Annotated in this window: 21 protein-coding genes, 1 tRNA gene and 1 pseudogene; 13 read left to right on the top strand and 10 right to left on the bottom strand. The window is 58.5% G+C overall.

Annotated elements, in window-relative coordinates:
* Position 1 precedes the first annotated feature (1 nt).
* A complete protein-coding gene (locus AC3I0A_RS01530; RefSeq protein ID WP_489375887.1) occupies positions 2-784 on the top strand; it encodes a divergent polysaccharide deacetylase family protein in 783 nt (260 codons plus the stop codon).
* Between the two features lie 176 nt (positions 785-960).
* Here AC3I0A_RS01530 and AC3I0A_RS01525 read toward each other — a convergent pair whose 3' ends face one another.
* The 7 genes from AC3I0A_RS01525 to AC3I0A_RS01495 form a co-directional block, all read right to left on the bottom strand.
* On the bottom strand, positions 961-1,716 hold the full coding sequence (locus tag AC3I0A_RS01525) for a substrate-binding periplasmic protein (protein WP_489375886.1): 756 nt from the start codon (positions 1,714-1,716) through the stop codon (positions 961-963).
* 66 nt (positions 1,717-1,782) lie between these two features.
* Positions 1,783-2,553, bottom strand: a complete 771-nt coding sequence (hisF, locus tag AC3I0A_RS01520; RefSeq protein ID WP_489375885.1) for an imidazole glycerol phosphate synthase subunit HisF — start codon at positions 2,551-2,553, stop codon at positions 1,783-1,785.
* Between the two features lie 9 nt (positions 2,554-2,562).
* Positions 2,563-3,300, bottom strand: coding sequence for a 1-(5-phosphoribosyl)-5-[(5-phosphoribosylamino)methylideneamino]imidazole-4-carboxamide isomerase (gene hisA, locus AC3I0A_RS01515; protein ID WP_489375883.1), 738 nt, complete (start codon positions 3,298-3,300; stop codon positions 2,563-2,565).
* Positions 3,301-3,342: 42 nt separating this feature from the next.
* Positions 3,343-3,597, bottom strand: a complete 255-nt coding sequence (locus tag AC3I0A_RS01510) for a DUF2164 domain-containing protein (RefSeq protein WP_489375882.1) — start codon at positions 3,595-3,597, stop codon at positions 3,343-3,345.
* Positions 3,597-4,235 (bottom strand): imidazole glycerol phosphate synthase subunit HisH, encoded by a 639-nt coding sequence (gene hisH / locus AC3I0A_RS01505; RefSeq protein WP_489375881.1) that lies wholly within the window; start codon positions 4,233-4,235, stop codon positions 3,597-3,599. The genes AC3I0A_RS01510 and hisH overlap by 1 nt, the downstream gene beginning before the upstream one ends.
* Complete coding sequence (gene hisB / locus AC3I0A_RS01500; RefSeq protein ID WP_150643277.1) at positions 4,235-4,828, bottom strand: imidazoleglycerol-phosphate dehydratase HisB; 594 nt, start codon at positions 4,826-4,828, stop codon at positions 4,235-4,237. The genes hisH and hisB overlap by 1 nt, the downstream gene beginning before the upstream one ends.
* A gap of 266 nt (positions 4,829-5,094) precedes the next feature.
* Entirely contained in the window at positions 5,095-6,756 is a 1,662-nt protein-coding gene (locus tag AC3I0A_RS01495) for an OFA family MFS transporter (protein WP_489375880.1), read from the bottom strand.
* 227 nt (positions 6,757-6,983) lie between these two features.
* Between AC3I0A_RS01495 and AC3I0A_RS01490 the strand changes: the two genes are divergently transcribed.
* The 5 genes from AC3I0A_RS01490 (at position 6,984) to AC3I0A_RS01470 (ending at position 11,201) form a co-directional block, all read left to right on the top strand.
* Entirely contained in the window at positions 6,984-7,391 is a 408-nt protein-coding gene (locus tag AC3I0A_RS01490; protein ID WP_489375879.1) for an acetyl-CoA sensor PanZ family protein, read from the top strand.
* A gap of 70 nt (positions 7,392-7,461) precedes the next feature.
* The gene (locus tag AC3I0A_RS01485) at positions 7,462-9,690 is read left to right on the top strand and encodes an AsmA family protein (RefSeq protein ID WP_489375878.1); all 2,229 of its coding nucleotides are present in this window, start codon (positions 7,462-7,464) and stop codon (positions 9,688-9,690) included.
* Positions 9,687-10,754, top strand: coding sequence for an A/G-specific adenine glycosylase (mutY, locus tag AC3I0A_RS01480; protein WP_489375877.1), 1,068 nt, complete (start codon positions 9,687-9,689; stop codon positions 10,752-10,754). The genes AC3I0A_RS01485 and mutY overlap by 4 nt, the downstream gene beginning before the upstream one ends.
* The gene (locus tag AC3I0A_RS01475) at positions 10,751-11,023 is read left to right on the top strand and encodes an oxidative damage protection protein (protein ID WP_489375876.1); all 273 of its coding nucleotides are present in this window, start codon (positions 10,751-10,753) and stop codon (positions 11,021-11,023) included. The genes mutY and AC3I0A_RS01475 overlap by 4 nt, the downstream gene beginning before the upstream one ends.
* 102 nt (positions 11,024-11,125) lie before the next feature.
* Positions 11,126-11,201, top strand: a tRNA-Phe gene (locus tag AC3I0A_RS01470).
* A 172-nt stretch (positions 11,202-11,373) separates the two neighbouring features.
* Here AC3I0A_RS01470 and AC3I0A_RS01465 read toward each other — a convergent pair.
* Positions 11,374-12,960: a sensor domain-containing diguanylate cyclase gene (locus AC3I0A_RS01465; protein ID WP_489375875.1), complete on the bottom strand. Its 1,587-nt coding sequence runs from the start codon at positions 12,958-12,960 to the stop codon at positions 11,374-11,376.
* A gap of 229 nt (positions 12,961-13,189) precedes the next feature.
* On the bottom strand, positions 13,190-13,648 hold the full coding sequence (locus tag AC3I0A_RS01460) for a carboxypeptidase regulatory-like domain-containing protein (protein ID WP_489375873.1): 459 nt from the start codon (positions 13,646-13,648) through the stop codon (positions 13,190-13,192).
* 302 nt (positions 13,649-13,950) lie between these two features.
* Here AC3I0A_RS01460 and AC3I0A_RS01455 point away from each other — a divergent pair, with 302 nt between their 5' ends.
* The 6 genes and pseudogenes from AC3I0A_RS01455 to AC3I0A_RS01430 all read left to right on the top strand — a co-directional run bounded on the left by AC3I0A_RS01455 (position 13,951) and on the right by AC3I0A_RS01430 (position 18,019).
* Positions 13,951-14,931 carry an alpha/beta hydrolase family protein gene (locus AC3I0A_RS01455; protein WP_489375872.1) on the top strand — a complete coding sequence of 327 codons (981 nt, stop codon included), beginning with the start codon at positions 13,951-13,953 and terminating at the stop codon, positions 14,929-14,931.
* Between the two features lie 35 nt (positions 14,932-14,966).
* Positions 14,967-15,374 carry a hypothetical protein gene (locus AC3I0A_RS01450; protein WP_489375871.1) on the top strand — a complete coding sequence of 136 codons (408 nt, stop codon included), beginning with the start codon at positions 14,967-14,969 and terminating at the stop codon, positions 15,372-15,374.
* Positions 15,375-15,551: 177 nt separating this feature from the next.
* A complete protein-coding gene (gene vapB, locus AC3I0A_RS01445; RefSeq protein ID WP_489375870.1) occupies positions 15,552-15,782 on the top strand; it encodes a type II toxin-antitoxin system VapB family antitoxin in 231 nt (76 codons plus the stop codon).
* Positions 15,782-16,189: a type II toxin-antitoxin system tRNA(fMet)-specific endonuclease VapC gene (vapC, locus tag AC3I0A_RS01440; RefSeq protein ID WP_489375869.1), complete on the top strand. Its 408-nt coding sequence runs from the start codon at positions 15,782-15,784 to the stop codon at positions 16,187-16,189. Before vapB ends, vapC begins: the two co-directional genes overlap by 1 nt.
* A gap of 258 nt (positions 16,190-16,447) precedes the next feature.
* A pseudogene (locus AC3I0A_RS01435) lies at positions 16,448-17,501 on the top strand (PDDEXK nuclease domain-containing protein).
* Positions 17,502-17,566: 65 nt separating this feature from the next.
* Positions 17,567-18,019: a hypothetical protein gene (locus tag AC3I0A_RS01430; RefSeq protein ID WP_489375868.1), complete on the top strand. Its 453-nt coding sequence runs from the start codon at positions 17,567-17,569 to the stop codon at positions 18,017-18,019.
* A gap of 87 nt (positions 18,020-18,106) precedes the next feature.
* On the opposite strand, the gene gabP is transcribed toward AC3I0A_RS01430, so the two are convergent.
* Positions 18,107-19,498 carry a GABA permease gene (gene gabP / locus AC3I0A_RS01425; RefSeq protein WP_489375867.1) on the bottom strand — a complete coding sequence of 464 codons (1,392 nt, stop codon included), beginning with the start codon at positions 19,496-19,498 and terminating at the stop codon, positions 18,107-18,109.
* Positions 19,499-20,053: 555 nt separating this feature from the next.
* Here gabP and AC3I0A_RS01420 point away from each other — a divergent pair.
* A complete protein-coding gene (locus tag AC3I0A_RS01420; protein ID WP_489375866.1) occupies positions 20,054-20,827 on the top strand; it encodes an ABC transporter ATP-binding protein in 774 nt (257 codons plus the stop codon).
* Positions 20,828-20,833 lie beyond the last annotated feature (6 nt).

The following is a 20,833-nucleotide window of genomic DNA, read 5'->3' as shown; positions in this document are numbered from 1 at the left end:
GATGCGCTTTGCGCTCATCCTCGGCTTGCTGTGCTGTCTGGCGGACGCTGCTCATGCAGCGTCCACCGAGACGGCAACACCCCCACACAAGGCTTACCTGAGCCTGATCATCGATGACCTCGGGCAAAACCTGCCACGCGACCGCCGCGTGCTGGCGCTGCCCGGGCCGGTGACCGCGGCGATCATGCCCGACACTCCCCACGCTGCTGAATTTGCCCGCGAAGCGCACCGTGCAGGAAAGATCGTCATCCTGCACATGCCCATGGATCCGGCCACAGGCCCGTTCGCCTGGCATCCCGGCCTGCCCATGGAAGAGCTTGAAAAACGCCTGAATGCGGCGTTCCAGGCCGTGCCCTACGCCAGCGGCATCAACAACCACATGGGCAGCCGCATGACCGTCGAACCCAAGGCCATGGCCTGGCTGATGGCAGACTTGCAGCGCCGCCACAAATTCTTCGTCGACAGCCGCACCAGCGGCAGAACCGTGGCCGCCGCCGAAGCGCAGAAGATTGGACTGGCGAACGTGTCGCGGGATGTGTTCCTCGACGATGAGCAGACTGAACAGGCCATCACTGCTCAATTGCAGACCGCAATCAACCTGGCACGCAAACAGGGCTCGGCGGTGATGATCGGCCACCCCTATCCGCAAACCCTGGCTGTACTCGAACGCGAACTGCCAAAGCTCAAGGCCCAGGGCATTGAGTGGATCAATATCAAGTCGATGATCAGCCTGCGCGGCAATCGCGCGATGACCGGGCATGGCAAGGGTGGGGCGTACCGGTAAAGCGAGTATCCAAAGCCGAACATCGTTTTGTGGCGAGGGAGCTTGCTCCCGCTCGGCTGCGCAGCAGTCGTAATCCGGTAGATGCGGTTTACCTGAAACACCGCGGTGCCTGGTTTTAGGGCCGCTTCGCGCCCCAGCGAGAGCAAGCTCCCTCGCCACAGGTTCAGCGCTGGCGGCTAGAGATACCGAGCCATGATGTCGTCGACCACGCCCTCCTTGCGCAACTGATCCAGCGCAGCCTGAAGCTTTGCCACCACCTCATCCGGCACGTTCTTGTTCAACGCCAGATAGAGCTCTGCGCTGTTAAAACGCAATACCGTCTTGAGCCCGGTCACCCCGTCCTGCCGCGCGAGGTAGCGACCGGCCGGGTCGCCGGTGGCCCAGAGATCGATCTGACCGTGGACGAGTTTCTTCGCGTTGTCCTGATCACGCAGCACCACGATGGGTGCCAGGCCTTGCTTGGTCAGAGTCTCGGCAATCGCATCGCCTTTGTAGGCGCCGATCTTGTACTTACGCGCTTGAGCGAGTGACTCCAGGGTGATCTTGCTGTCAGCCTTGGCCAGCATGATCCAGTCGTCCGGGCCGATGGGGCCGACCCATTTGAAGAGTTTTTCGCGATCCGGCAAACGCGCCATGACGAACACGCCATACCCCGGCTTTTCCAGGGCGAGTTTGTAGACTCGCTCCCAAGGGAAGCGCAAGGTCAGGCTGTAGTTGATCTCGGCGCGCTTGAACATTTCACGGACGATATCCACGGCGATACCGTTGATGTTTTCGTCTTGAGCGAAGTTTTTACCGTTCTTCGCCATGTTGTACGGCGGGAAATTTTCCGTCAGCAACACCAGCGAGGTGTCGGCGTTGTCTGCTGCGTGAGCGGCGCCAGCGAGCAATACCGAAGCGCTGGCGAGTACAAGGAGAAGACGTTTGAACATGACCGACTACCCAAATCCATGGCGTGCCCAAGAGTGCCGTGAGCCCGCCATGCTGTCCAGTGGCCTTTATCGAACCACAATACCGCGATGCGCCATGTAGGCTTTGGCTTCCGGCACCGTGTATTCGCCGAAGTGGAAGATACTGGCCGCCAACACTGCGCTGGCGTGGCCTTCCAGAATGCCGTCAGCCAGATGCTGCAGATTGCCGACACCGCCGGACGCAATCACCGGAATCCCCAACGCATCGCTGATGGCACGAGTGACGCCCAGATCGAAGCCGTTCTTCATGCCGTCCTGATCCATGCTGGTCAGCAGGATTTCACCGGCACCCAGGCCTTCCATCTTCTTCGCCCACTCCACTGCGTCCAGACCTGTCGGCTTGCGACCGCCGTGGGTGAAGATTTCCCAGCGCGGGGTTTCACCCGGCAAGGACACCTTCTTCGCATCGATAGCAACGACGATGCATTGCGAGCCGAAATGCTGCGCCGCCTCACCGACAAACTCAGGATTGAACACCGCTGCGGTGTTGATCGAGACCTTGTCCGCGCCGGCATTGAGCAGATTGCGAATGTCCTGCACGGTGCGCACACCGCCGCCGACCGTCAGCGGGATGAACACCTGGCTGGCCATGCGTTCGACGGTATGCAGCGTGGTATCGCGGCCATCGACGCTGGCGGTGATATCGAGAAAAGTAATTTCGTCCGCGCCTTGCTCGTCGTAGCGACGAGCGATTTCCACCGGGTCGCCGGCATCACGGATGTTCTCGAACTTGACGCCCTTGACCACGCGGCCGTTATCAACGTCCAGGCAAGGGATGATGCGTTTGGCCAGCGCCATGGTGAGTCCTCAGCCTTTGTACGAATCGCAGAAAGCTTGCGCTTCAGCGACGTCGAGGGTGCCTTCGTAAATCGCCCGGCCGGTAATCGCGCCGATAATCCCCGGCGCCTTGGCGTCGAGCAGCGACTTGATGTCACCCAGGTTGTGAATACCGCCGGAGGCGATCACCGGGATTCGCGTAGCGGCCGCCAGTGCGGCGGTGTACGACACGTTGCAGCCCTGCATCATGCCGTCTTTGGCGATATCGGTATAAACGATCGCGGACACACCGTCGGCTTCGAAACGCTTGGCCAGGTCGATCACCTGCACGGTGCTGATTTCAGCCCAGCCGTCGGTGGCGACAAAACCGTCTTTGGCGTCCAGACCGACAATCACCTTGCCCGGGAACGCGCGGCAGGCCTCGGCAACGAATGCCGGATCCTTGACCGCCTTGGTACCGATGATCACATAGCTTACGCCAGCCTTGACGTAGTGCTCGATGGTTTCCAGCGAACGGATACCGCCACCGATCTGGATTGGCAGGTTCGGGTAGCGCCTGGCAATTGCAGTGACCACTTCGCCGTTGACCGGCTGGCCTTCGAAAGCGCCGTTCAGGTCGACCAGATGCAGACGGCGGCAACCGCCTTCCACCCACTTGGCAGCCATGCTCACCGGATCATCGGAGAACACCGTGGAATCTTCCATGCGGCCCTGGCGCAGACGTACACAGGCACCGTCTTTAAGATCGATAGCGGGAATAATCAGCATCTGGCAAACCTTCAAATTCGATTTTTCAGCTTCACTCGGAAATCAGTTTTTCTCGAGCGCCCACAAGTCGCTTTCGATGCTCTCGAACCTCTCTTTGAGGTGCGTCTGCACATCGAAAATCGCCCTGTTGTAATAATGCGGAGCAATTTCGCGGGTAAACAGATCAAGGATTTCAGCCGCCTCGAAGGAGCCCAGGTCGAGCTCGAAGCGGTCTTCCATGAAACGCTTGATCTTGCTGTTGGCTTCGTTCTCCTGCTCAGGCGTGAGCGTGAGCATCGGCGGCTTTTTCCTGGCCATTACCAGCGACCATCCCACGCGGCGAAGTTCTGCAGCAATTGCAGGCCATGGGTGTGGCTCTTCTCCGGGTGGAACTGCACGGCGAAACGCGAGCCATCAGCCAGCGCTGCAGCGAAATCGACGCCGTAGTGACCGCCACCCACCACCTGCCGCGGGTTGCCGGCAGCGATGTAGTAGCTGTGCACGAAGTAGAACCGCGCCAGGTCCGGAACGTTGTGCCACAGCGGGTGATCCACCGCCTGGCGCACTTCGTTCCAGCCCATGTGCGGGACTTTCAGGTGTTCGCCGTCTTCGTGCAGACCTTTGCCGAAGAACTTCACCTGGCCTGGAAACAGGCCGATGCAGTCGACGCCATCGTTCTCTTCGCTGTGGTCGAGCAAGGCTTGCATGCCGACGCAGATGCCGAGAAACGGGCGATCCTGGCTGACTTCACGCACCAGCGAGTCGAAACCCAGACGACGGATTTCCGCCATGCAATCACGAATCGCGCCAACGCCGGGGAATACCACCCGGTCGGCTTCGCGAATCACGTCGGCATCGCTGGTGATCAACACCTTGCCGGCACCGACGTGCTCGAGGGCCTTGGCCACCGAGTGCAGGTTGCCCATGCCGTAATCGATAACCGCGACCGTCTGCATCAGAGCACGCCCTTGGTCGAAGGCATTTGCCCGGCCATGCGCTCATCCAGCTCGACGGCCATGCGCAGCGCGCGGCCGAACGCCTTGAACACGGTCTCGATCTGGTGGTGGGTGTTGTGCCCACGCAGATTGTCGATGTGCAAGGAGACGTTGGCGTGGTTGACGAAGCCCTGGAAAAATTCCTGGAACAGGTCGACATCGAAGCCGCCGACGGTAGCGCGGGTATAGGGCACGTGCATCTGCAGGCCTGGACGGCCGGAGAAGTCGATCACCACGCGCGACAGCGCTTCATCGAGCGGCACATAGGCGTGGCCGTAACGACGGATGCCTTTCTTGTCGCCGATGGCTTTGCTGAAGGCCTGACCCAGAGTGATACCGACGTCTTCCACGGTGTGGTGGTCGTCGATATGCAGGTCGCCCTTGCTCACGATATCAATGTCGATCAGCCCGTGACGGGCGATCTGATCCAGCATGTGCTCAAGAAAAGGAACACCGATATCAAATCGGGCCTTTCCGGTGCCATCCAGGTTAATCGAGGCTTTGATCTGGGTTTCCAGAGTGTCGCGCTCGACGGACGCCTTACGTTCGGCCATCACCAGCTCCGCAAAATCATTGGGCGAAAAAGGCAGCCATTATAGGCTCGCGGGCGCCAAACAGAAACACGAAGGACGATATCACTGACGAGCTGAAAATAGCGCCGCCAGCGATATACATGTCAGTACAAGCGGTTTCGTTGCAAAACCGCGAAACAAATGTGGGAGCGAGCCTGCTCGCGATGAGGCCTCCACATTCAACATCTCTGTCGACTGTCAGACCGCTATCGCGAGCAGGCTCGCTCCCACAAAGGTGATGCGTTTACTTAATGGAACAACACTGCAGTCTTCTGCAACGTCACCCAAACACCCCAAGCCAGCGGAATACCCACAACCAGCCACGCCGCAACCGCCAACGGCACACTCCCCGAAGCGGCTTTCCACTCCAGAACGGTGGTGCTGTCAGCGCCCTTGTCGTGGCCCAGCGCCTGCTCGGCGGCCAGTTCGGCATCGGTCATGAAGTACTTATCGGCCACCGGACGCACCAGCAGGTTGCAAAGGAAACCCAGCACCAGCAGGCCTGCGAGGATGTACAAGGTGATGTCGTACGCCGCGGCGCGCTCGACGCCGATGCTCAGCTGATACTCACGCAGGTAGTTCACCAGCACCGGACCAAGCACGCCGGCTGCAGCCCAGGCAGTGAGCAGACGACCATGGATCGCGCCGACCATTTGCGTACCGAACAGGTCCGCCAGGTAAGCCGGAACCGTTGCAAAACCGCCGCCGTACATCGACAGGATGATGCAGAATGCCGCCACGAACAGCGCGATGCTACCTAGGTGACCGAGGTTCGGAATCAGTGCGTAGAGCGCAAAACCCAAAGCGAAGAACACGAAGTAAGTGTTTTTGCGCCCCAGATAGTCCGAGCACGAAGCCCAGAAGAACCGGCCGCCAATGTTGAACAGGCTCAGCAGGCCCGTGAAGCCCGCCGCGATTGCAGCGATTTGACCAAGTTGCGCGGCGTCCAGCTGACCGAAGGTCAGACCGTTACCCAGCAATTTACCGGCGAAGACTTCCTGCAGCAGCGGCGAAGCCATGCCGAGGATGCCGATACCGGCAGAAACGTTCAGGCACAGCACCAGCCAGACCAGACGGAATTGCGGAGTCTTCCAGGCCACGTTCACGTGAACGTGACGATGAGTGATCATCGCATTGCCGGCTTTTTTCGCTGGCGCAGTCCAGCCTTCAGGCTTCCAGCCGGTTGGCGGAACGCGGTACGACAGCGCGCCACCGATCATGAACACGAAATAAATCGCCGCCATTACCAGAAAGCTCTGCCACACGCCGACGCCCGCTGGCGAAGCGAAGTGCCCCATCAAGGCTGCCGCCAGCGGAGCACCCACCATCGCGCCGCCACCGAACCCCATGATCGCCATGCCAGTCGCCATGCCACGCTTGTCCGGGAACCACTTGATCAGGGTCGAGACCGGCGAGATGTAACCCAGTCCCAGGCCGATACCGCCGATGACCCCGGAGCCGATCCACATCAACCATATTTGATGGGTATAGATGCCCAGCGCGGAGATCAGCAGACCGCCACACCAGCACAGTGCCGACACGACACCGGCCTTGCGTGGCCCGGCATGTTCCAGCCAGCCGCCCCAGATCGCTGCCGAGCAGCCGAGGAAGATGAAGAACAAGGTGTAGATCCAGCCGAGCATCGAGATCGGCCAGTCACACTGGGACGAGAAAATTTGCGCGACAAAGCTCATGTCCGCCGCGCACGCCACCGGAGCGGTCACGCCCACAGCCTTGGACAGCGGCAACCAGAACACCGAGAAGCCGTAGGCCATACCGATGCACAAGTGAATGGCCAGAGCGGCCGGTGGTACCAGCCAACGGTTGAAACCGGGCCTGGCGATGATGCGTTCCTTGGACAAGAACGCTGGCTGGGCGGCGATAATGCCTGCCTCGGTGCTAGTGCTCATTCGTGTTTCTCCCTTTTTTATATGGGTCCGCCAGCCACTCTCCATCCCACAGCCTTAATGCACGCCGGCATGACCGTTGGTTTATCGGGTGAAGCTTCACCGGGTGCGACATCAAGTCGCAGAAGGACGGGCGAACTGAGGGAGGTTACCATTTGCCCATGGCAGAAAAACCAGACCGATATCACTTTTACCCTGTCACCTGCTCTCGAACTGTCCAAGGAAATCCCATGCCCATCGTTGTCGAGTCGCTGAACGAAGCCACCTATCAGGATCAGCAAGACCTGCAGAAAATCTATCGCGATGCTCCGCACTGGCTGCTTGCGCCGTTCAGCGATGATCTGCAGTTGATCGAAAACAGCCTGCAAAACGGCACACTGATCGCCGGGCGCTTCAATGACCGATTGCTGGGTGCGGCACGCCTGCAAAGGCACGATGACGTCTGGTACTTGTCCCATTTGTGCGTACGAAAAATTACCCGGCGCCGCGGTGTGGCCGAGCGTTTGGTGAGCGAAGCACAAAAAATGGCTGAACGAACTGGCGCGAAACTGCGTCTACTGGCACCTGCCGGGCACCCGGAAGTGCAAGCACTGGCAGCCAAACTGCAACTGCCGCTGGAGGTGCTCCAGGATCCGTGACCAGCCGTCAGGTTCAGAGGGCTATACTCCCCGGCTAAATACGTATTCGACACACTACAAGGACTCGCCCATGAAAGCGTTTGGCAAAATCCTGGGTTTGGTAATTCTCGGGCTGTTGCTGATCATCGTGGCTCTGGGCTTTGCCCTGACCCACCTGTTCGATCCCAACGACTACAAAGACGAGATTCGCCAGATTGCCCGCGACAAGGCCCATATTGAGCTGACGCTCACCGGCGATATCGGTTGGAGCCTGTTCCCCTGGCTTGGCCTGGAATTGCACGAGGCCAGCGTCGCGACCCTGGCCAACCCGACCCAACCTTTTGCCGACCTGCAGATGCTCGGCCTGTCGGTACGGGTCCTGCCGCTGTTGCGCCGCGAAGTGCAGATGAGCGATGTCCGCGTCGAAGGCCTGAACCTGCGTCTGAATCGCGACAAGGACGGCCACGGCAACTGGGAAGACATCGGCAAGGCTGCACCCGTGGCCACGCCCGCTGGCGGTAATGCACCAGCGACCACTGAACCGGCGCAAACCACCACCTCAGCCCCTGGCAAAGTAATCCAGCCGGCCCGCCTGGACATCGACAGCCTGACCGTGAACAACGCGCGCGTTGAATACAACGATGAACGAAGTGGCAAACAATTCAGCGCCGAAAGCATCCAGCTGAGCACCGGGCCGGTGCATGACACGACGAATATCCCGGTCAAACTGACCGCATTCCTGGGCAGCAACCAGCCCGTATTGCGCGTCAGGACCGAACTCAACGGCGAACTGCGCTATGAGCGCGCACTCCAGCGCTATCAGTTCGAAGACATGAAACTGACCGGCGAAGCCTCTGGCGAACCGCTGCAAGGCAAGACCATGACCTTCGCCGCCCAGGGCCAGTTGCTGCTCGACAAGGCCGCCAACGTTGCCGAATGGACCGGTCTGAAAATCTCCGCCAACCAACTGCGCGCCTTGGGCGAGCTGAAGGTCAACGATCTGGACAAGACGCCGCAGATCAGCGGCGGACTGTCGATTGCACAGTTCGATCTGGCGAAGTTTGTCGACAGCATCGGCCAGAAGCTTCCAGCGATGGCCGAGGGCAGCCTGAGCAAGGTTGAACTGGCCAGCCGCGTCAAAGGTACGCCCACCAGCATCGCCCTCGAAGACCTGAATCTGAAACTCGACGATGGCACCTTCACCGGGCGCATTGCCGTCGATGATTTCGCCAAGCAGTCACTGCGCGTGCAGCTCAAGGGCGACACGTTCAACGTCGATCGCTACCTGCCGCCAGAATCCGCAGAAGCCAACAGCGCGGCGGTGGCCCGTAAGGCCGAAGTGAAAAGCAGCGAAGACACTGCCACGGCCGGTCCCGCCACCTCCCCTCTGCCGCCGGCACCGACCAAGGGCGCCTGGAGCACTGAAAAACTGCTGCCGGTCGAACGCCTGAGCAAACTGGATATCGATGCTGACCTGAGTTTCGGCCAACTGATCCTGGACAAATTGCCGATCCAGAACGCAGCGCTGAAAGCTTCCGGCCAGGGCGGTCTGCTCAAGCTCGAAAACCTGCGCGGGGATCTCTACAACGGTAGTTTCGAAGCCAATGGCAACCTTGACGTGCGCCAGCCAGTGCCGTTGTTGAGCATGCAGACGCGCATCAACAAAGTACCGGTCGAACGCATCCTCGAAAGCCAGGGGCAAACACCACCGGTCAAAGGCCTGGTTACGCTGAACAGCCACCTGACGGGCAGCGGCAATAGCCAGAAGACCCTGATCGACAGCCTCAACGGCACTGCCAGCTTCGTCCTCAACGATGGCGTACTGCTCAACGCCAACCTCGAGCAACAACTCTGCCAGGGCATCGCCACACTCAACCGCAAATCCCTCGACGGTCCATCGCGGGGCAAGGACACACCGTTCCAGGAGCTCAAGGGCAACCTGACCGTGCGTAACGGCGTGGCCAGCAACCCGGATCTGAAAGCGCGTATCCCCGGCTTGACCGTCAACGGCAACGGCGACGTCGACCTGCGAGTGCTGGGCATGGACTACCGCGTCGGCATCGTCATCGAAGGCGACAAGCGCGACATGCCGGACCCGGCCTGCGAGGTCAACCAACGCTATGTCGGCATTGAGTGGCCGCTGCGTTGTCGTGGTCCGCTGGAGCTGGGCGCCAAGGCCTGCCGTCTGGACAATGATGGCCTGGGCAAGGTCGCGGCCAAACTGGCCGGCGACAAGCTCAACGAAAAGCTTGAAGAGAAACTCGGCGACAAAGTCAGTCCGGAACTCAAAGACGCCCTCAAGGGGCTGTTCAAACGATGAAAGCCGAGCAATTTTCAACCGCGGTGCTGGATTGGTACGACCGCCATGGCCGCCACGATCTGCCTTGGCAACAGGGCATCACCCCGTATCGGGTGTGGGTCTCGGAAATCATGTTGCAGCAGACTCAGGTCAGCACCGTGCTGAACTACTTCGACCGCTTTATGGCGTCCTTGCCGACGGTCGAAGCCCTGGCCGCTGCACCCGAAGACGAAGTGCTGCATCTGTGGACCGGCCTGGGTTATTACACCCGCGCCCGTAACCTGCAGAAGACCGCGAAAATCATCGTCGCCGACTACGGCGGCGAGTTTCCCCGCGACGTCGAGAAGCTCATCGAGCTGCCCGGTATCGGCCTGTCCACCGCCGGCGCCATCGCCAGCCTGAGCATGGGCCTGCGCGCGCCGATCCTCGATGGCAACGTCAAACGGGTGCTGGCGCGCTTTACCGCACAAGAGGGCTACCCGGGCGAACCCAAGGTCGCCAAACAGCTGTGGGCCAATGCTGAGCGCTTCACACCCCACAGCCGGGTCAACAACTACACCCAGGCGATGATGGATCTTGGCGCGACACTCTGCACCCGCAGCAAACCCAGCTGCCTGCTCTGCCCGCTGGAAAGCGGCTGCGAAGCGCACATGCTTGGTCTGGAGACCCGCTACCCGGTGCCCAAACCACGCAAGAGCGTCCCGCAGAAGCGCACCCTGATGCCGATGCTGGCCAACCGCGATGGCGCCATCCTGCTTTACCGACGCCCCTCCACGGGCCTGTGGGGCGGTCTCTGGAGCCTGCCGGAACTGGATGACCTCGGCGACCTGGAACATCTGGCACTGCAACACTCGCTGGAACTGGGCAAGCATCACGAACTGCCGAGCCTGATTCACACCTTCAGCCATTTCCAACTGGCTATCGAACCCTGGCTGGTTCAGGTCCATTCGTGCGGCCATCACGTGGCCGAGGCCGACTGGCTCTGGTATAACCTCGCCACCCCGCCGCGCCTGGGCCTTGCCGCCCCGGTGAAAAAGCTGCTCAAACGCGCGGCCGACGTATTGAACGCAGGAGAGTCGTCATGACCCGCACCATCATGTGCCGCAAGTACAAAGAAGAACTGCCCGCTCTTGAGCGCGCCCCATTCCCGGGCGCCAAAGGCCAGGACATTTTCGATCACGTCTCGGCCAAGGCCTGGACTGACTGGCAGAAGCACCAGACCCTGCTGATCAACGAAAAACGCCTGAACATGATGAACGCCGAAGACCGCAAATATCTGCAGGGCGAGATGGACAAGTTCTTTTCCGGCGAGGATTACGCCAAGGCCGACGGCTACGTGCCACCCGCTGAATAACCCGCTGCAATTGGGTTGGGACCGTAAGCGACGGTAATAATTAAACTTTTTTTCAAAACTTGCTTGACGACCCCCCGAAAAACCAGTTTAATGCGCCCCGTTGCCCAGATAGCTCAGTCGGTAGAGCAGGGGATTGAAAATCCCCGTGTCGGCGGTTCGATTCCGTCTCTGGGCACCACATTCAGCTTTGATGTGGTGTCAACCACCACATCAAAGCCCACAAAAAACCCGCCTTGTGCGGGTTTTTTGTTGTCTGGGATTTCATAAGCTCAGGTTGCGCCATGGGCATCTATGTCACAGGAAAACTGGCGGCCAAGCTGGCAACCGCCAGCTTGTTCCAAGCGCTGCGTTCAGACCATTTTTTCAGCGACCATTACCCGATTGCGGCCGGTCCGCTTGGCCTTGTACAGCATCTCGTCGGCAGCCTTGAGAACAGCTCCGACTTCATCGACATGCTGCAACCGGTGGGCAACACCTATGGAAATGGTAATCTGCCCGACGGGCTCAATCAGCAATTGCTCGACCTGTCGCCGCAGACGCTCGGCAACCTGTTCGGCGATCTCGGGGGCAACGTCAGGCAGCAGAATGAGAAACTCCTCGCCCCCCACCCGGCAGAGCACATCGTCATTCCGCGAGCCGTTGCGCATCAACCGGGCCAGACTCTGCAACACCTGATCGCCCACATCATGTCCGTGCGTATCGTTGACGGATTTGAAGTGGTCGATATCCAGCGACACTACCGCGAAAGGCCGCTGCTCGGATTTCAATAGGTCCAACGCCAGGTCCAGGCCACGGCGATTGTGCAATCCGGTCAAAGGATCGGTCTGCACATCCAGGCGGAGTTTGTTGATCTTGTAATGCAGGAGGTTGATGCCAACCAGCATCGCGCGCTTGATTTCAGAGGATTCGAAGTACCAGGAGCGCACATTCTGGATACGCTCGGCAGTCGCCGATCGATCCATATCCTGGGCACTATCAGCCAGTTGCCGCAGCGGTCGGGAAATCAGCTGGGCGAACCACCAGATGAACAGCAGGGTCAGCAGCGCCAGCGGTAAGGTATTGCGCAGCACGCTGAACATTAACTCATTCAGCGAAGCCAGGCTGGCCTGTGTCGGTCGCTGTGCTACGACCCCCCAGCGAGTCAACGGCACCACGGCATAGCCAGCCAACATATCGACGCCCTCACTGTTGTGCAGACGCATGCCGCCCGTGTCGCCACTGATCAGCGCATCGATCACCGGGTTCTTTCCAACTGCTTCACCCACCCGAGCAGGGTTTGGGTGATACAACAAGCGCCTGTTCTGATCGACTACATACAGATAGGAGCCATCGCGGTAGTAATGTTCACCAAGCAGGTTGTTGAGGATGCTCTTCTGCTTCAGGTAGACAGTACCGCCGATATAGCCCAGGTATTGCCCGGCATTGTCGATAACAGGGTACGAAATGAATACCAACAGATTGCCTGCCACCGAGACATAGGGCTGACTGACCAGCGGCCGCCGTTCACGCAAGGCCTCGATGGCACCAGGCGACTCCAGCTTTTTCCCGCGAATCTCAAGGGTATCTGGCGAGGTAGCCAGTACCCAGCCGTTAGCATCGACAAACACCACGGAGTTGAAACTGTTCGTCTGCAGGCGCAGACGTTCGGCCTCAGTCATCAGCAGGGAGGTATCCCTGAAATTTTTGGCCAGCAGGCCGGCGCTGTAGGCTAGTTGTTGATGTGTTGACTGCAGGAATTGATCAACGCTGTCGGCCAGCTTGCTTGCATAAGCGCGATTGCTCGCCAGCGTATTGTCGATCAACAATTGACGCTGGACGCGATAGCTGGCGTAGAACGTGTTGGCCAGGGTGATCAGGGCACTGAGAAAGGCAAGGGACAGGATCAGGCGGCGTAAATTCACACGAAACACGTGTGAAAAAGAGATGTTCGACGCCATTAGATCAAATCCACGATGTAGTAAAAGGCCAGCATCTTAGAGGATGTACGAAGCCTTTCGTACTGACCCGCTGAAATCTCTACCACTTCAAGCTGGAGCAGTCCTGCCTCTACCGGCGCTATCTCCATCCCCAGCAGATTCGGCTTGCTTCGTTGCAGCCCACAAAAAACCCGTGTACGGGCTTTTTGTGGCCTGTGATTTTTGTAGGAATGCTAACGACTGCCAGGGGTTAATTTGTATCACTCCAGTGAAATACCAGATCACGAACCGCCCCGCCTTTGAGTTCAACATCACTTCGTTTTTCCTGACCTGCGCGAGTGGCGACGACGAGGTATTTACCCGGCGGCAACTGAACGTAAACGATAGGACCGATGTCACTCAGGGCCAGTACTGATTGCCCCTGCATGTTCTGAATCGCGAGACTGACATCAGGCGTGTATTCATTGGCCGGGCCAGCGGAAAAGGTCATATGCAGGTTGTACCCCTTGACCTGCTGAATGGCCCGTGACTCGTCCAGACCAATGCCGCCTGACAGGTAGGTAACTCCATTTTGCTGTTTCGGTTCCAGCTGCACACCAGACATATCAATCGGCTCGTTGGTCGCAGTGGCAGCCTGCAGCACCGCCGGAGATACCCCCAACAGCCCAAGCATGACAGCCCCAAATGCGAATAAACGGAAGGACTTCATAATGATGACTCCCGGGTTCCTGTAGAACCCAACAAATGGGATGCCACCATTGAGAAGCCATGCCATAAAACGGTGGTGTCCCGATTCAGGTCTCTCCCCTGTACTGTTGATCCGTCTGGCTTTAATAAGTTTATGCATTGCTCGGCCATTTAGATCAATTTGGCGTGAATCCTCCAAAAAACCGGAATGGATGGGGCCAGACAGTAAGGCCTTTAAAAAGCAGAGCCGATATTTTCAGCCGCGCCTATAGTGAGCAGCGGCTTGATCGTTCTTCCGCCCTTCCTGAAAAAGAGCAAGTGCCCATGAGCCTGCAGAGTCCATCCTTGCTCTCGCAATCGACGACCGTTCAAGCTCCGCCGCCATTGCTCAGGACCGGGCCCAGCGAGTCATTCAAGGAAATTGCCGCCGATGGTTTCGTCCTTGGTGGTTTCACCTGGCGCCATCGTCATGGAGACGTCGAGCGTGCGGTGGTGATCATCAATGCGGCAACCTCAGTGCGCTGCCGGCATTACTTTCGCTTCGCTGATTATCTGTTCGACAACGGTTTCGACGTCATCGCCTACGATTATCGCGGGATCGGCGAGTCACGACCGGCATCCTTACGTGGCTTTGACGCGTCGTGGTCAGATTGGGGCGCGCTCGATTTCGAGGCGATGTTGCAACGCGCACGCCGGGAATTTCCCGGCCAGCCCATAGACGTGGTCGGCCATAGCTTCGGCGGCTGCGCGGCCGGGCTCGGCGCCTCGGGGCAGCTGATCCGACGCCTGGTGACCGTGGGCGCTCAATTCGCCTACTGGCGCGATTACGCTGCGGCCAACCGTTGGCAGATGTTCTGCAAGTGGCATCTGCTGATGCCGCTGGTGACGATGTTCTGCGGTTACTTCCCCGGCAAGCGTCTGGGCTGGCTTGAAGACACCCCTGCCGGCGTGGTCCGGGACTGGAGCACCCCGACCGCACAGTACGAGAGACGCCCCAGCGGGCGAATGTTTGATGAGCTGCCATTTTCCACTGTCACGGCGCAAACACTTGCCATCAGCCTCAGCGACGATCCCTACGGCACCATTTCAGCCATCGAGCGACTGCTTGGCTACTTCACTGCCAGTACGAACACGCACCTGCGAATCGCCCCAGAAGACATCGGCGAAGTAGAAGTCGGACATTTCGCTTTTTTTCGTAGCCCTTACCAAGCCACACTATGGCCCATTGCATTGTCCTGGCTGCAAAACGGCAAGCTTGCCCCCGGTACCCAGGGGCAATTAATACCACGCCTTGCACCTGACTGATCTGCCCCCTCTCAACGGAATACGGAACGAAGCCCATGGCATCCGCGAACAAACAACACAAACGCGCCTCCCGCGCTAAAGCCAAGGCCAAACAGAACCGAACCCAGCGCGCGGGCGCCCCAGTCGAAGCGCTGGATCCGAATGACGATCGCATCGACTTTGAATCGGTGGACTTGACCGAGCTGTTCCAGAAAATGCGCGCCGCCGCAACCACCAGCCAGCAAGCGATGTGCGCGGCCTTTCTGGGAGATCCGCTGCTTGAGCTGGTGCTTGAGCAGGAAGGTGAAGAAGGCGCGACCGACTTCATACTCGCGGCACTCATCGAGTATCGCCAGTGGTCTACCGAGGCGGACGAGGCAGCAGCTCTTGCCTGGATCGAGAGCGCGCAATTCCAGGCCGACTACGTGGCTGCGTCGGAGGCATTGTTGAAGTCTTCAGACTGACTTATTCGAGCCGACTCAAAACGGCCGCCGTCATCACATGACGGCGGCCGTTTTCGTTAGAAGAGTGCCACGATTCCCCTCCACCCTTCGTCAGTCATGACGTATATCCCGTTGACATATCCCGCCCACATTCTATGCTTGGGCTTGCTGCCGCTATACAGAGCCAAGGAGAATCGAATGGAACAGACCACCCTTTTCATGAGCAATCGAAGCCAGGCAGTTCGGCTGCCCAAAGCAGTGGCAATGCCTCAAGACGTGAAGCGGGTCGATGTCGTGGCGATCGGCCGAACCCGTATCATTACCCCTGCTGGCGAAGCCTGGGATAGCTGGTTCGACGGAGAAAACGTGAGCCCCGACTTTATGGCCGGTCGTGAACAACCAGCCGATCAGGAGCGCGAGTCGTTCTAATGATCAAGTTCATGCTCGATACCAACATCTGCATCTTCACCATCAAGAACAAACCACAAATCGTGCGCGAGGCGTTCAATCGTCACCATGGTCAACTGTGCATCAGCGCTGTCACGCTGATGGAACTGATCTACGGTGCTGAAAAGTCAGCAGCACCGGAAAGGAATCTGGCGGTAATCGAAGGTTTCTCCGCTCGGCTTGACGTACTGCCCTATGACTATGAAGCAGCTGCGCATACCGGCATGATCAGATCCGAACTTGCTAAAGCGGGAACACCGATAGGCCCGTATGACCACATGATCGCTGGCCATGCTCGCTCCCTGGGCCTGATTGTAGTGACGAACAACCTTCGAGAATTTGAACGTGTTCACGGCTTGCGCGTTGAGGACTGGGTAACCCCCCGCTGAAACCGGGCTGCTTCCAGTCCGGCTACGTTGCTGCGTCAGAGGCATTGCTGAAGTCTTCAGACTGACTTTTTCGAACTGACAAAAAACGGCTGTCGTCATCACATGACGGTGGCCGTTTTCATTTGTAGCCTTTTCCTTCCGAACAACCAGACCCTTCCCACAAAGCCGGATCAGCGTTTACAGGCATCCTCTTCTGCCTGATTCGGTCAATGCTCCTGCCGCACTCGACCGCGCACAGCTCTTACTGCGGGAGACTCCATGAGCACACTCACCTCAATCAACGATCAGAATCTACAACTCGCCCCACTGCTCGGCAGTCTCGGCGAGTTGATCCGCCAGGCACGCCAGAAAGCGCTGCGAGCGGTGGACACGCTGCAAGTGCAAACCTGCTGGCAAATCGGTCGGCATATTGTTGAATTCGAGCAGGAAGGCGCTGAGCGGGCCGCCTATGGCAAGCGATTGCTGCCAACACTGGCCAAGCTGCTGACTGAAGAGTTTGGAAAAGGCTTCGATGAGCGAAACCTGCGCCACATGCGAGACTTCTACCGAACATTCCCAATTTGGAACGCAGTGCGTACCGAATTGAGCTGGACCCACTACCGCACTCTGCTACGAGTTGAAAACAACAACGCCCGCCAGTGGTACATGAACGAAACCGCCACGCTTAACTGGTCAACCCGCGCACTGGAACGACAAATTGCAACGCTCTACTACGAGCGCCTGCTGGCCAGCAAGGATCGCCCTCTGGTCGAGCAAGAAGCAGCCACCCATCTTCAGACTCTCAACAAAAGCCCGCGAGAGTTCGTGCGCGACCCTGTGGTGCTGGAGTTCCTTGGTCTGCCTAACGCCGGAACCCTTCTGGAAAACGACCTCGAACAAGCGCTGATCGATCAACTGCAAGGATTCTTGCTGGAACTCGGCAAAGGCTTCGCTTTCATCGCTCGGCAGCAACGCATCAGTACCGAAAGCAAAGATTTCTACCTTGATCTGGTGTTCTACAACTACCTGCTCAAATGTTTCGTGATCTTCGACCTCAAACGCGGCGAACTGAGCCATCAAGACATCGGCCAGATGGACATGTACGTGCGTATGTACGACGACCTCAAGCGACGGGCCAACGGTGGGCATTATTCTTTGTGCGCAGAAAGATGAGTCTGTGGTGCGCTACTCGGTACTCCAAGGCAACGAACAGCTGTTCGCCAGCAAATACAAGCTTGTGCTACCGAGCGAAGAAGAGCTTCGCACCGAACTGGATCGCGAGCGGGCGGTACTGGAGGAGCGCCTGCTCAGTCAGGGTCCGCAATCGGAATGATTTATCGGCTCTTCACTTTGCGCTTTAATGCCCGGCAATATCCCTCCTGAAAATGACCGAAACCAATGGCATCCCTGAACAAACAACAGAAACGCGCCAAACGCGCGAAGGCCAAAGCCAAGCAATTGCGCATGGGAACCAGAAAACCCCTGGGATTGAATGACGATCCGGCCGACATAGGCGAACAAATTCCAAAAGATATCCTGGATATGTTCTACCTCATGAAGGACGCGGAAGAGACCAGTCGCGTCGAGATGCTGGTAGGGATGCTCCACTCGCTCAGCAAAATCATCGACGACCAGCCGGAACTGCTGGACATGGAAAATGCCGAGAACGAGGCAATGGCCGCCACCCACCTGGCCGCGGACCTGCTGATTGATTACCGCATGTGGGCCGACGGTATTGATCGCGAGCAAGCCCAACGCTGGCTTGAAGATCCTGAAGTCATAGCTGATTTCGGGACCGCGCTGGACAGCTACAAAAAGGCACTCGATGTGCTTATGGAAACGAACGAGTAAATCCATTCGTTAAAGCACCCAGAAACAAAAACGGCCGCTGTCATCCCTGACAGCGGCCGTTTTGCATGACGTGATTGAATCAAACCATCAATTCAACACCACCGCCCCAAGCTTCTCGAGCCTGCGGCGACGCGCCACCAGCAGACCTGCCGCGATCACCAGAATGCTCAGCGCACCGGTCGCGAGGATTTCCACGCGATGCGCTTCCTGGAACAGCATGATGGTCAGTATCCCGACGATGAACACGATCACCGCGTAGGTCAGGCCCGGGAACAGCCACATCTTGTAGGCGATTTTCTCGCCGACGGCCATGCGCTTCTGGCGCATGCGCAACTGGGATACGGCGATCACCAGGTACACCAGCAAGGCGATAGCACCGGAACTGGCGAGCAGGAATTCGAACACCGCAGCCGGAGCCACGTAGTTGGCGAATACCGCGAGGAACGCAGCTGCCGTGGACAGGATCACAGCCCAGTACGGCGTGCCGCTGTTGTTGGTGATTTTTGCGGCGGCCGGTGCATCGCCACGATTGCCCAGGGAGAAGAGCATGCGCGAGGCGGTATACAGCGCCGAGTTCAGGCAACTGGTCACGGCAACCAGGACCACCAGATCAACGATCAGTTTGGCGTTGGGAATGCCCATGCGGTCGAGCACGGTCTGGTAGGAACCGACCTGCGCCAGGCCTGCGTCGTTCCACGGCACCAGCGCCACAACGATGAAGATCGATACCAGATAGAACAAGCCAATCCGCCAGATCACCGAGTTGGTGGCCTTGGAGATTTGCTGGCCAGGATTCTTCGATTCGGCGGCGGCGATGGTGACGATTTCGGTGCCCATGAACGAGAACATCGTGGTCAGCATCGCGGCCAGAACCGCGCCCATGCCGTTGGGCAGGAAGCCTTGGGTATCGAACAGGTGCGAGACACCACTGACCTGGCTAGTCGGCAGCAGGCCGAAGATCGCCAGCACGCCAAGGATGATAAAGCCGATGATCGCGACCACCTTGACCAGTGCGAACCAGAATTCGAACTCACCGTAATTCTTCACACTGAACAGATTGGTCACCGTCAGCAGCAAGGTAATGACCAGCGTGAACGCCCAGATTGCCACGTCCGGGAACCAGGCGTGGAGGATGGTCGCGGCGGCGTTGGCTTCCAGCGGGATCACCAACACCCAGAACCACCAGTACAGCCAGCCAATGGTGAAACCGGCCCAGTGACCGATCGCCCGATCGGCATAGGTCGAGAACGAGCCGGTGTCCGGCGAAGCAATGGCCATTTCGGCCAGCATGCGCATTACCAGTACCACCAGCGTACCGGCGGCGGCATAGGCCAGCAGCACAGCGGGACCGGCGGCGGCGATGGCGTGTCCGGAGCCGACGAACAGGCCGGCGCCGATGACTCCGGCGATCGACAGCATGGTCACATGCCGCGGTTTGAGCCCCTGTTCGAGACCATTGGAGCTTTGGGTATTGCTCATTGAAACTACCTTTGCGATGAAGAGCGATTCAGTCCACCCCGTCTGCAGACTTTCTCGTAAAAAGTATCCAACGGGGCGTTCCTTATTTTTTACGCAAGTTTTGCGCCAAAATATTTCAGAGTCCCGGCATACGGGGACTTCGGGACGACCGGTCGATAATCGCAAGTCATTGAGTTTAATGGCTATTTGCCACAGCGTTACCCTGCACCCCACTTCAAGGACGAAATACCGCACCGGAAACACCCTGAAAAAATCAGTCGCGCACAATAAAGGGGCAGATCAGTTATCTGATGCCGCTTAGCGCTTCCAACACCCGGTCAAAGCTGGCACCATCGCGCCCTTTTTCAGGCGACACCCGCCGGAATTTAGGTTCAAACGAGTGTTCGGTTGTTGATGGCGCGACAGTCTGCTGTACCGATGCGACAACCTGCCACACACCACCCGTTTACCCCCCGTAGCGCTGTTGGCTGTCATTCCAACGCTATGCTAGCTTGGCCGCCTCGCCAGGAAGGCCACCAATAGCAGGAGTGCAATAGAACACAATGAGGACTGCAAATGGCTGAGGCCACGCCCGCGCTTGAAATCCGCAACTTGCATAAACGCTACGGCACGCTTGAGGTACTCAAGGGTATCTCGCTGACCGCACGCGACGGCGATGTGATCTCGATCCTGGGTTCCTCCGGTTCCGGCAAGTCCACTTTCCTTCGTTGCATCAACCTGCTGGAAAACCCGCATCAGGGCCAGATTCTGGTGGCCGGCGAAGAGCTCAAACTCAAGGCCGCGAAAAACGGCGAGCTGGTCGCTGCCGACGGCAGGCAGATCAACCGCATGCGCAGCGAAATCGGTTTTGTGTTTCAAAACTTTAACCTCTGGCCACACATGAGCGTGCTCGACAACATCATCGAAGCACCGCGCCGCGTACTCGGCCAGAGCAAAGCCGAAGCCACCGAAATCGCCGAAGCCCTGCTGGCCAAGGTCGGCATCGCTGATAAACGCCACGCCTACCCCGCGCAACTCTCCGGCGGTCAGCAGCAACGCGCGGCGATCGCCCGCACCCTGGCGATGCAACCCAAAGTCATTCTGTTCGATGAGCCGACTTCGGCCCTTGACCCGGAAATGGTTCAGGAAGTACTTAATGTGATCCGCGCACTGGCTGAAGAAGGCCGCACGATGCTACTGGTCACCCATGAAATGGGCTTCGCCCGTCAGGTTTCCAGTGAAGTCGTGTTCCTTCATCAGGGTCTGATCGAAGAGCAAGGATCGCCACAGCAGGTTTTCGAAAACCCGCTTTCGGCACGCTGCAAACAGTTCATGTCCAGCAACCGCTAACGGAGC

The organism is Pseudomonas sp. KH_024_B2 (assembly GCF_057839965.1).
The sequence above is the reverse complement of the archived record's forward strand: the minus strand, read 5'-3'. Positions and strand labels throughout refer to the sequence as shown.

Excerpts from the sequence above, each read along its gene's own strand:
- AC3I0A_RS01530 (WP_489375887.1), top strand. The coding sequence starts at position 2 with ATGCGCTTTGCGCTCATCCTCGGCTTGCTGTGCTGTCTGGCGGACGCT.
- AC3I0A_RS01525 (WP_489375886.1), bottom strand. The coding sequence starts at position 1,716 with ATGTTCAAACGTCTTCTCCTTGTACTCGCCAGCGCTTCGGTATTGCTC.
- hisF (WP_489375885.1), bottom strand. The coding sequence starts at position 2,553 with ATGGCGCTGGCCAAACGCATCATCCCTTGCCTGGACGTTGATAACGGC.
- hisA (WP_489375883.1), bottom strand. The coding sequence starts at position 3,300 with ATGCTGATTATTCCCGCTATCGATCTTAAAGACGGTGCCTGTGTACGT.
- AC3I0A_RS01510 (WP_489375882.1), bottom strand. The coding sequence starts at position 3,597 with ATGGCCAGGAAAAAGCCGCCGATGCTCACGCTCACGCCTGAGCAGGAG.
- hisH (WP_489375881.1), bottom strand. The coding sequence starts at position 4,235 with ATGCAGACGGTCGCGGTTATCGATTACGGCATGGGCAACCTGCACTCG.
- hisB (WP_150643277.1), bottom strand. The coding sequence starts at position 4,828 with ATGGCCGAACGTAAGGCGTCCGTCGAGCGCGACACTCTGGAAACCCAG.
- AC3I0A_RS01495 (WP_489375880.1), bottom strand. The coding sequence starts at position 6,756 with ATGAGCACTAGCACCGAGGCAGGCATTATCGCCGCCCAGCCAGCGTTC.
- AC3I0A_RS01490 (WP_489375879.1), top strand. The coding sequence starts at position 6,984 with ATGCCCATCGTTGTCGAGTCGCTGAACGAAGCCACCTATCAGGATCAG.
- AC3I0A_RS01485 (WP_489375878.1), top strand. The coding sequence starts at position 7,462 with ATGAAAGCGTTTGGCAAAATCCTGGGTTTGGTAATTCTCGGGCTGTTG.
- mutY (WP_489375877.1), top strand. The coding sequence starts at position 9,687 with ATGAAAGCCGAGCAATTTTCAACCGCGGTGCTGGATTGGTACGACCGC.
- AC3I0A_RS01475 (WP_489375876.1), top strand. The coding sequence starts at position 10,751 with ATGACCCGCACCATCATGTGCCGCAAGTACAAAGAAGAACTGCCCGCT.
- AC3I0A_RS01465 (WP_489375875.1), bottom strand. The coding sequence starts at position 12,960 with ATGGCGTCGAACATCTCTTTTTCACACGTGTTTCGTGTGAATTTACGC.
- AC3I0A_RS01460 (WP_489375873.1), bottom strand. The coding sequence starts at position 13,648 with ATGAAGTCCTTCCGTTTATTCGCATTTGGGGCTGTCATGCTTGGGCTG.
- AC3I0A_RS01455 (WP_489375872.1), top strand. The coding sequence starts at position 13,951 with ATGAGCCTGCAGAGTCCATCCTTGCTCTCGCAATCGACGACCGTTCAA.
- AC3I0A_RS01450 (WP_489375871.1), top strand. The coding sequence starts at position 14,967 with ATGGCATCCGCGAACAAACAACACAAACGCGCCTCCCGCGCTAAAGCC.
- vapB (WP_489375870.1), top strand. The coding sequence starts at position 15,552 with ATGGAACAGACCACCCTTTTCATGAGCAATCGAAGCCAGGCAGTTCGG.
- vapC (WP_489375869.1), top strand. The coding sequence starts at position 15,782 with ATGATCAAGTTCATGCTCGATACCAACATCTGCATCTTCACCATCAAG.
- AC3I0A_RS01430 (WP_489375868.1), top strand. The coding sequence starts at position 17,567 with ATGGCATCCCTGAACAAACAACAGAAACGCGCCAAACGCGCGAAGGCC.
- gabP (WP_489375867.1), bottom strand. The coding sequence starts at position 19,498 with ATGAGCAATACCCAAAGCTCCAATGGTCTCGAACAGGGGCTCAAACCG.
- AC3I0A_RS01420 (WP_489375866.1), top strand. The coding sequence starts at position 20,054 with ATGGCTGAGGCCACGCCCGCGCTTGAAATCCGCAACTTGCATAAACGC.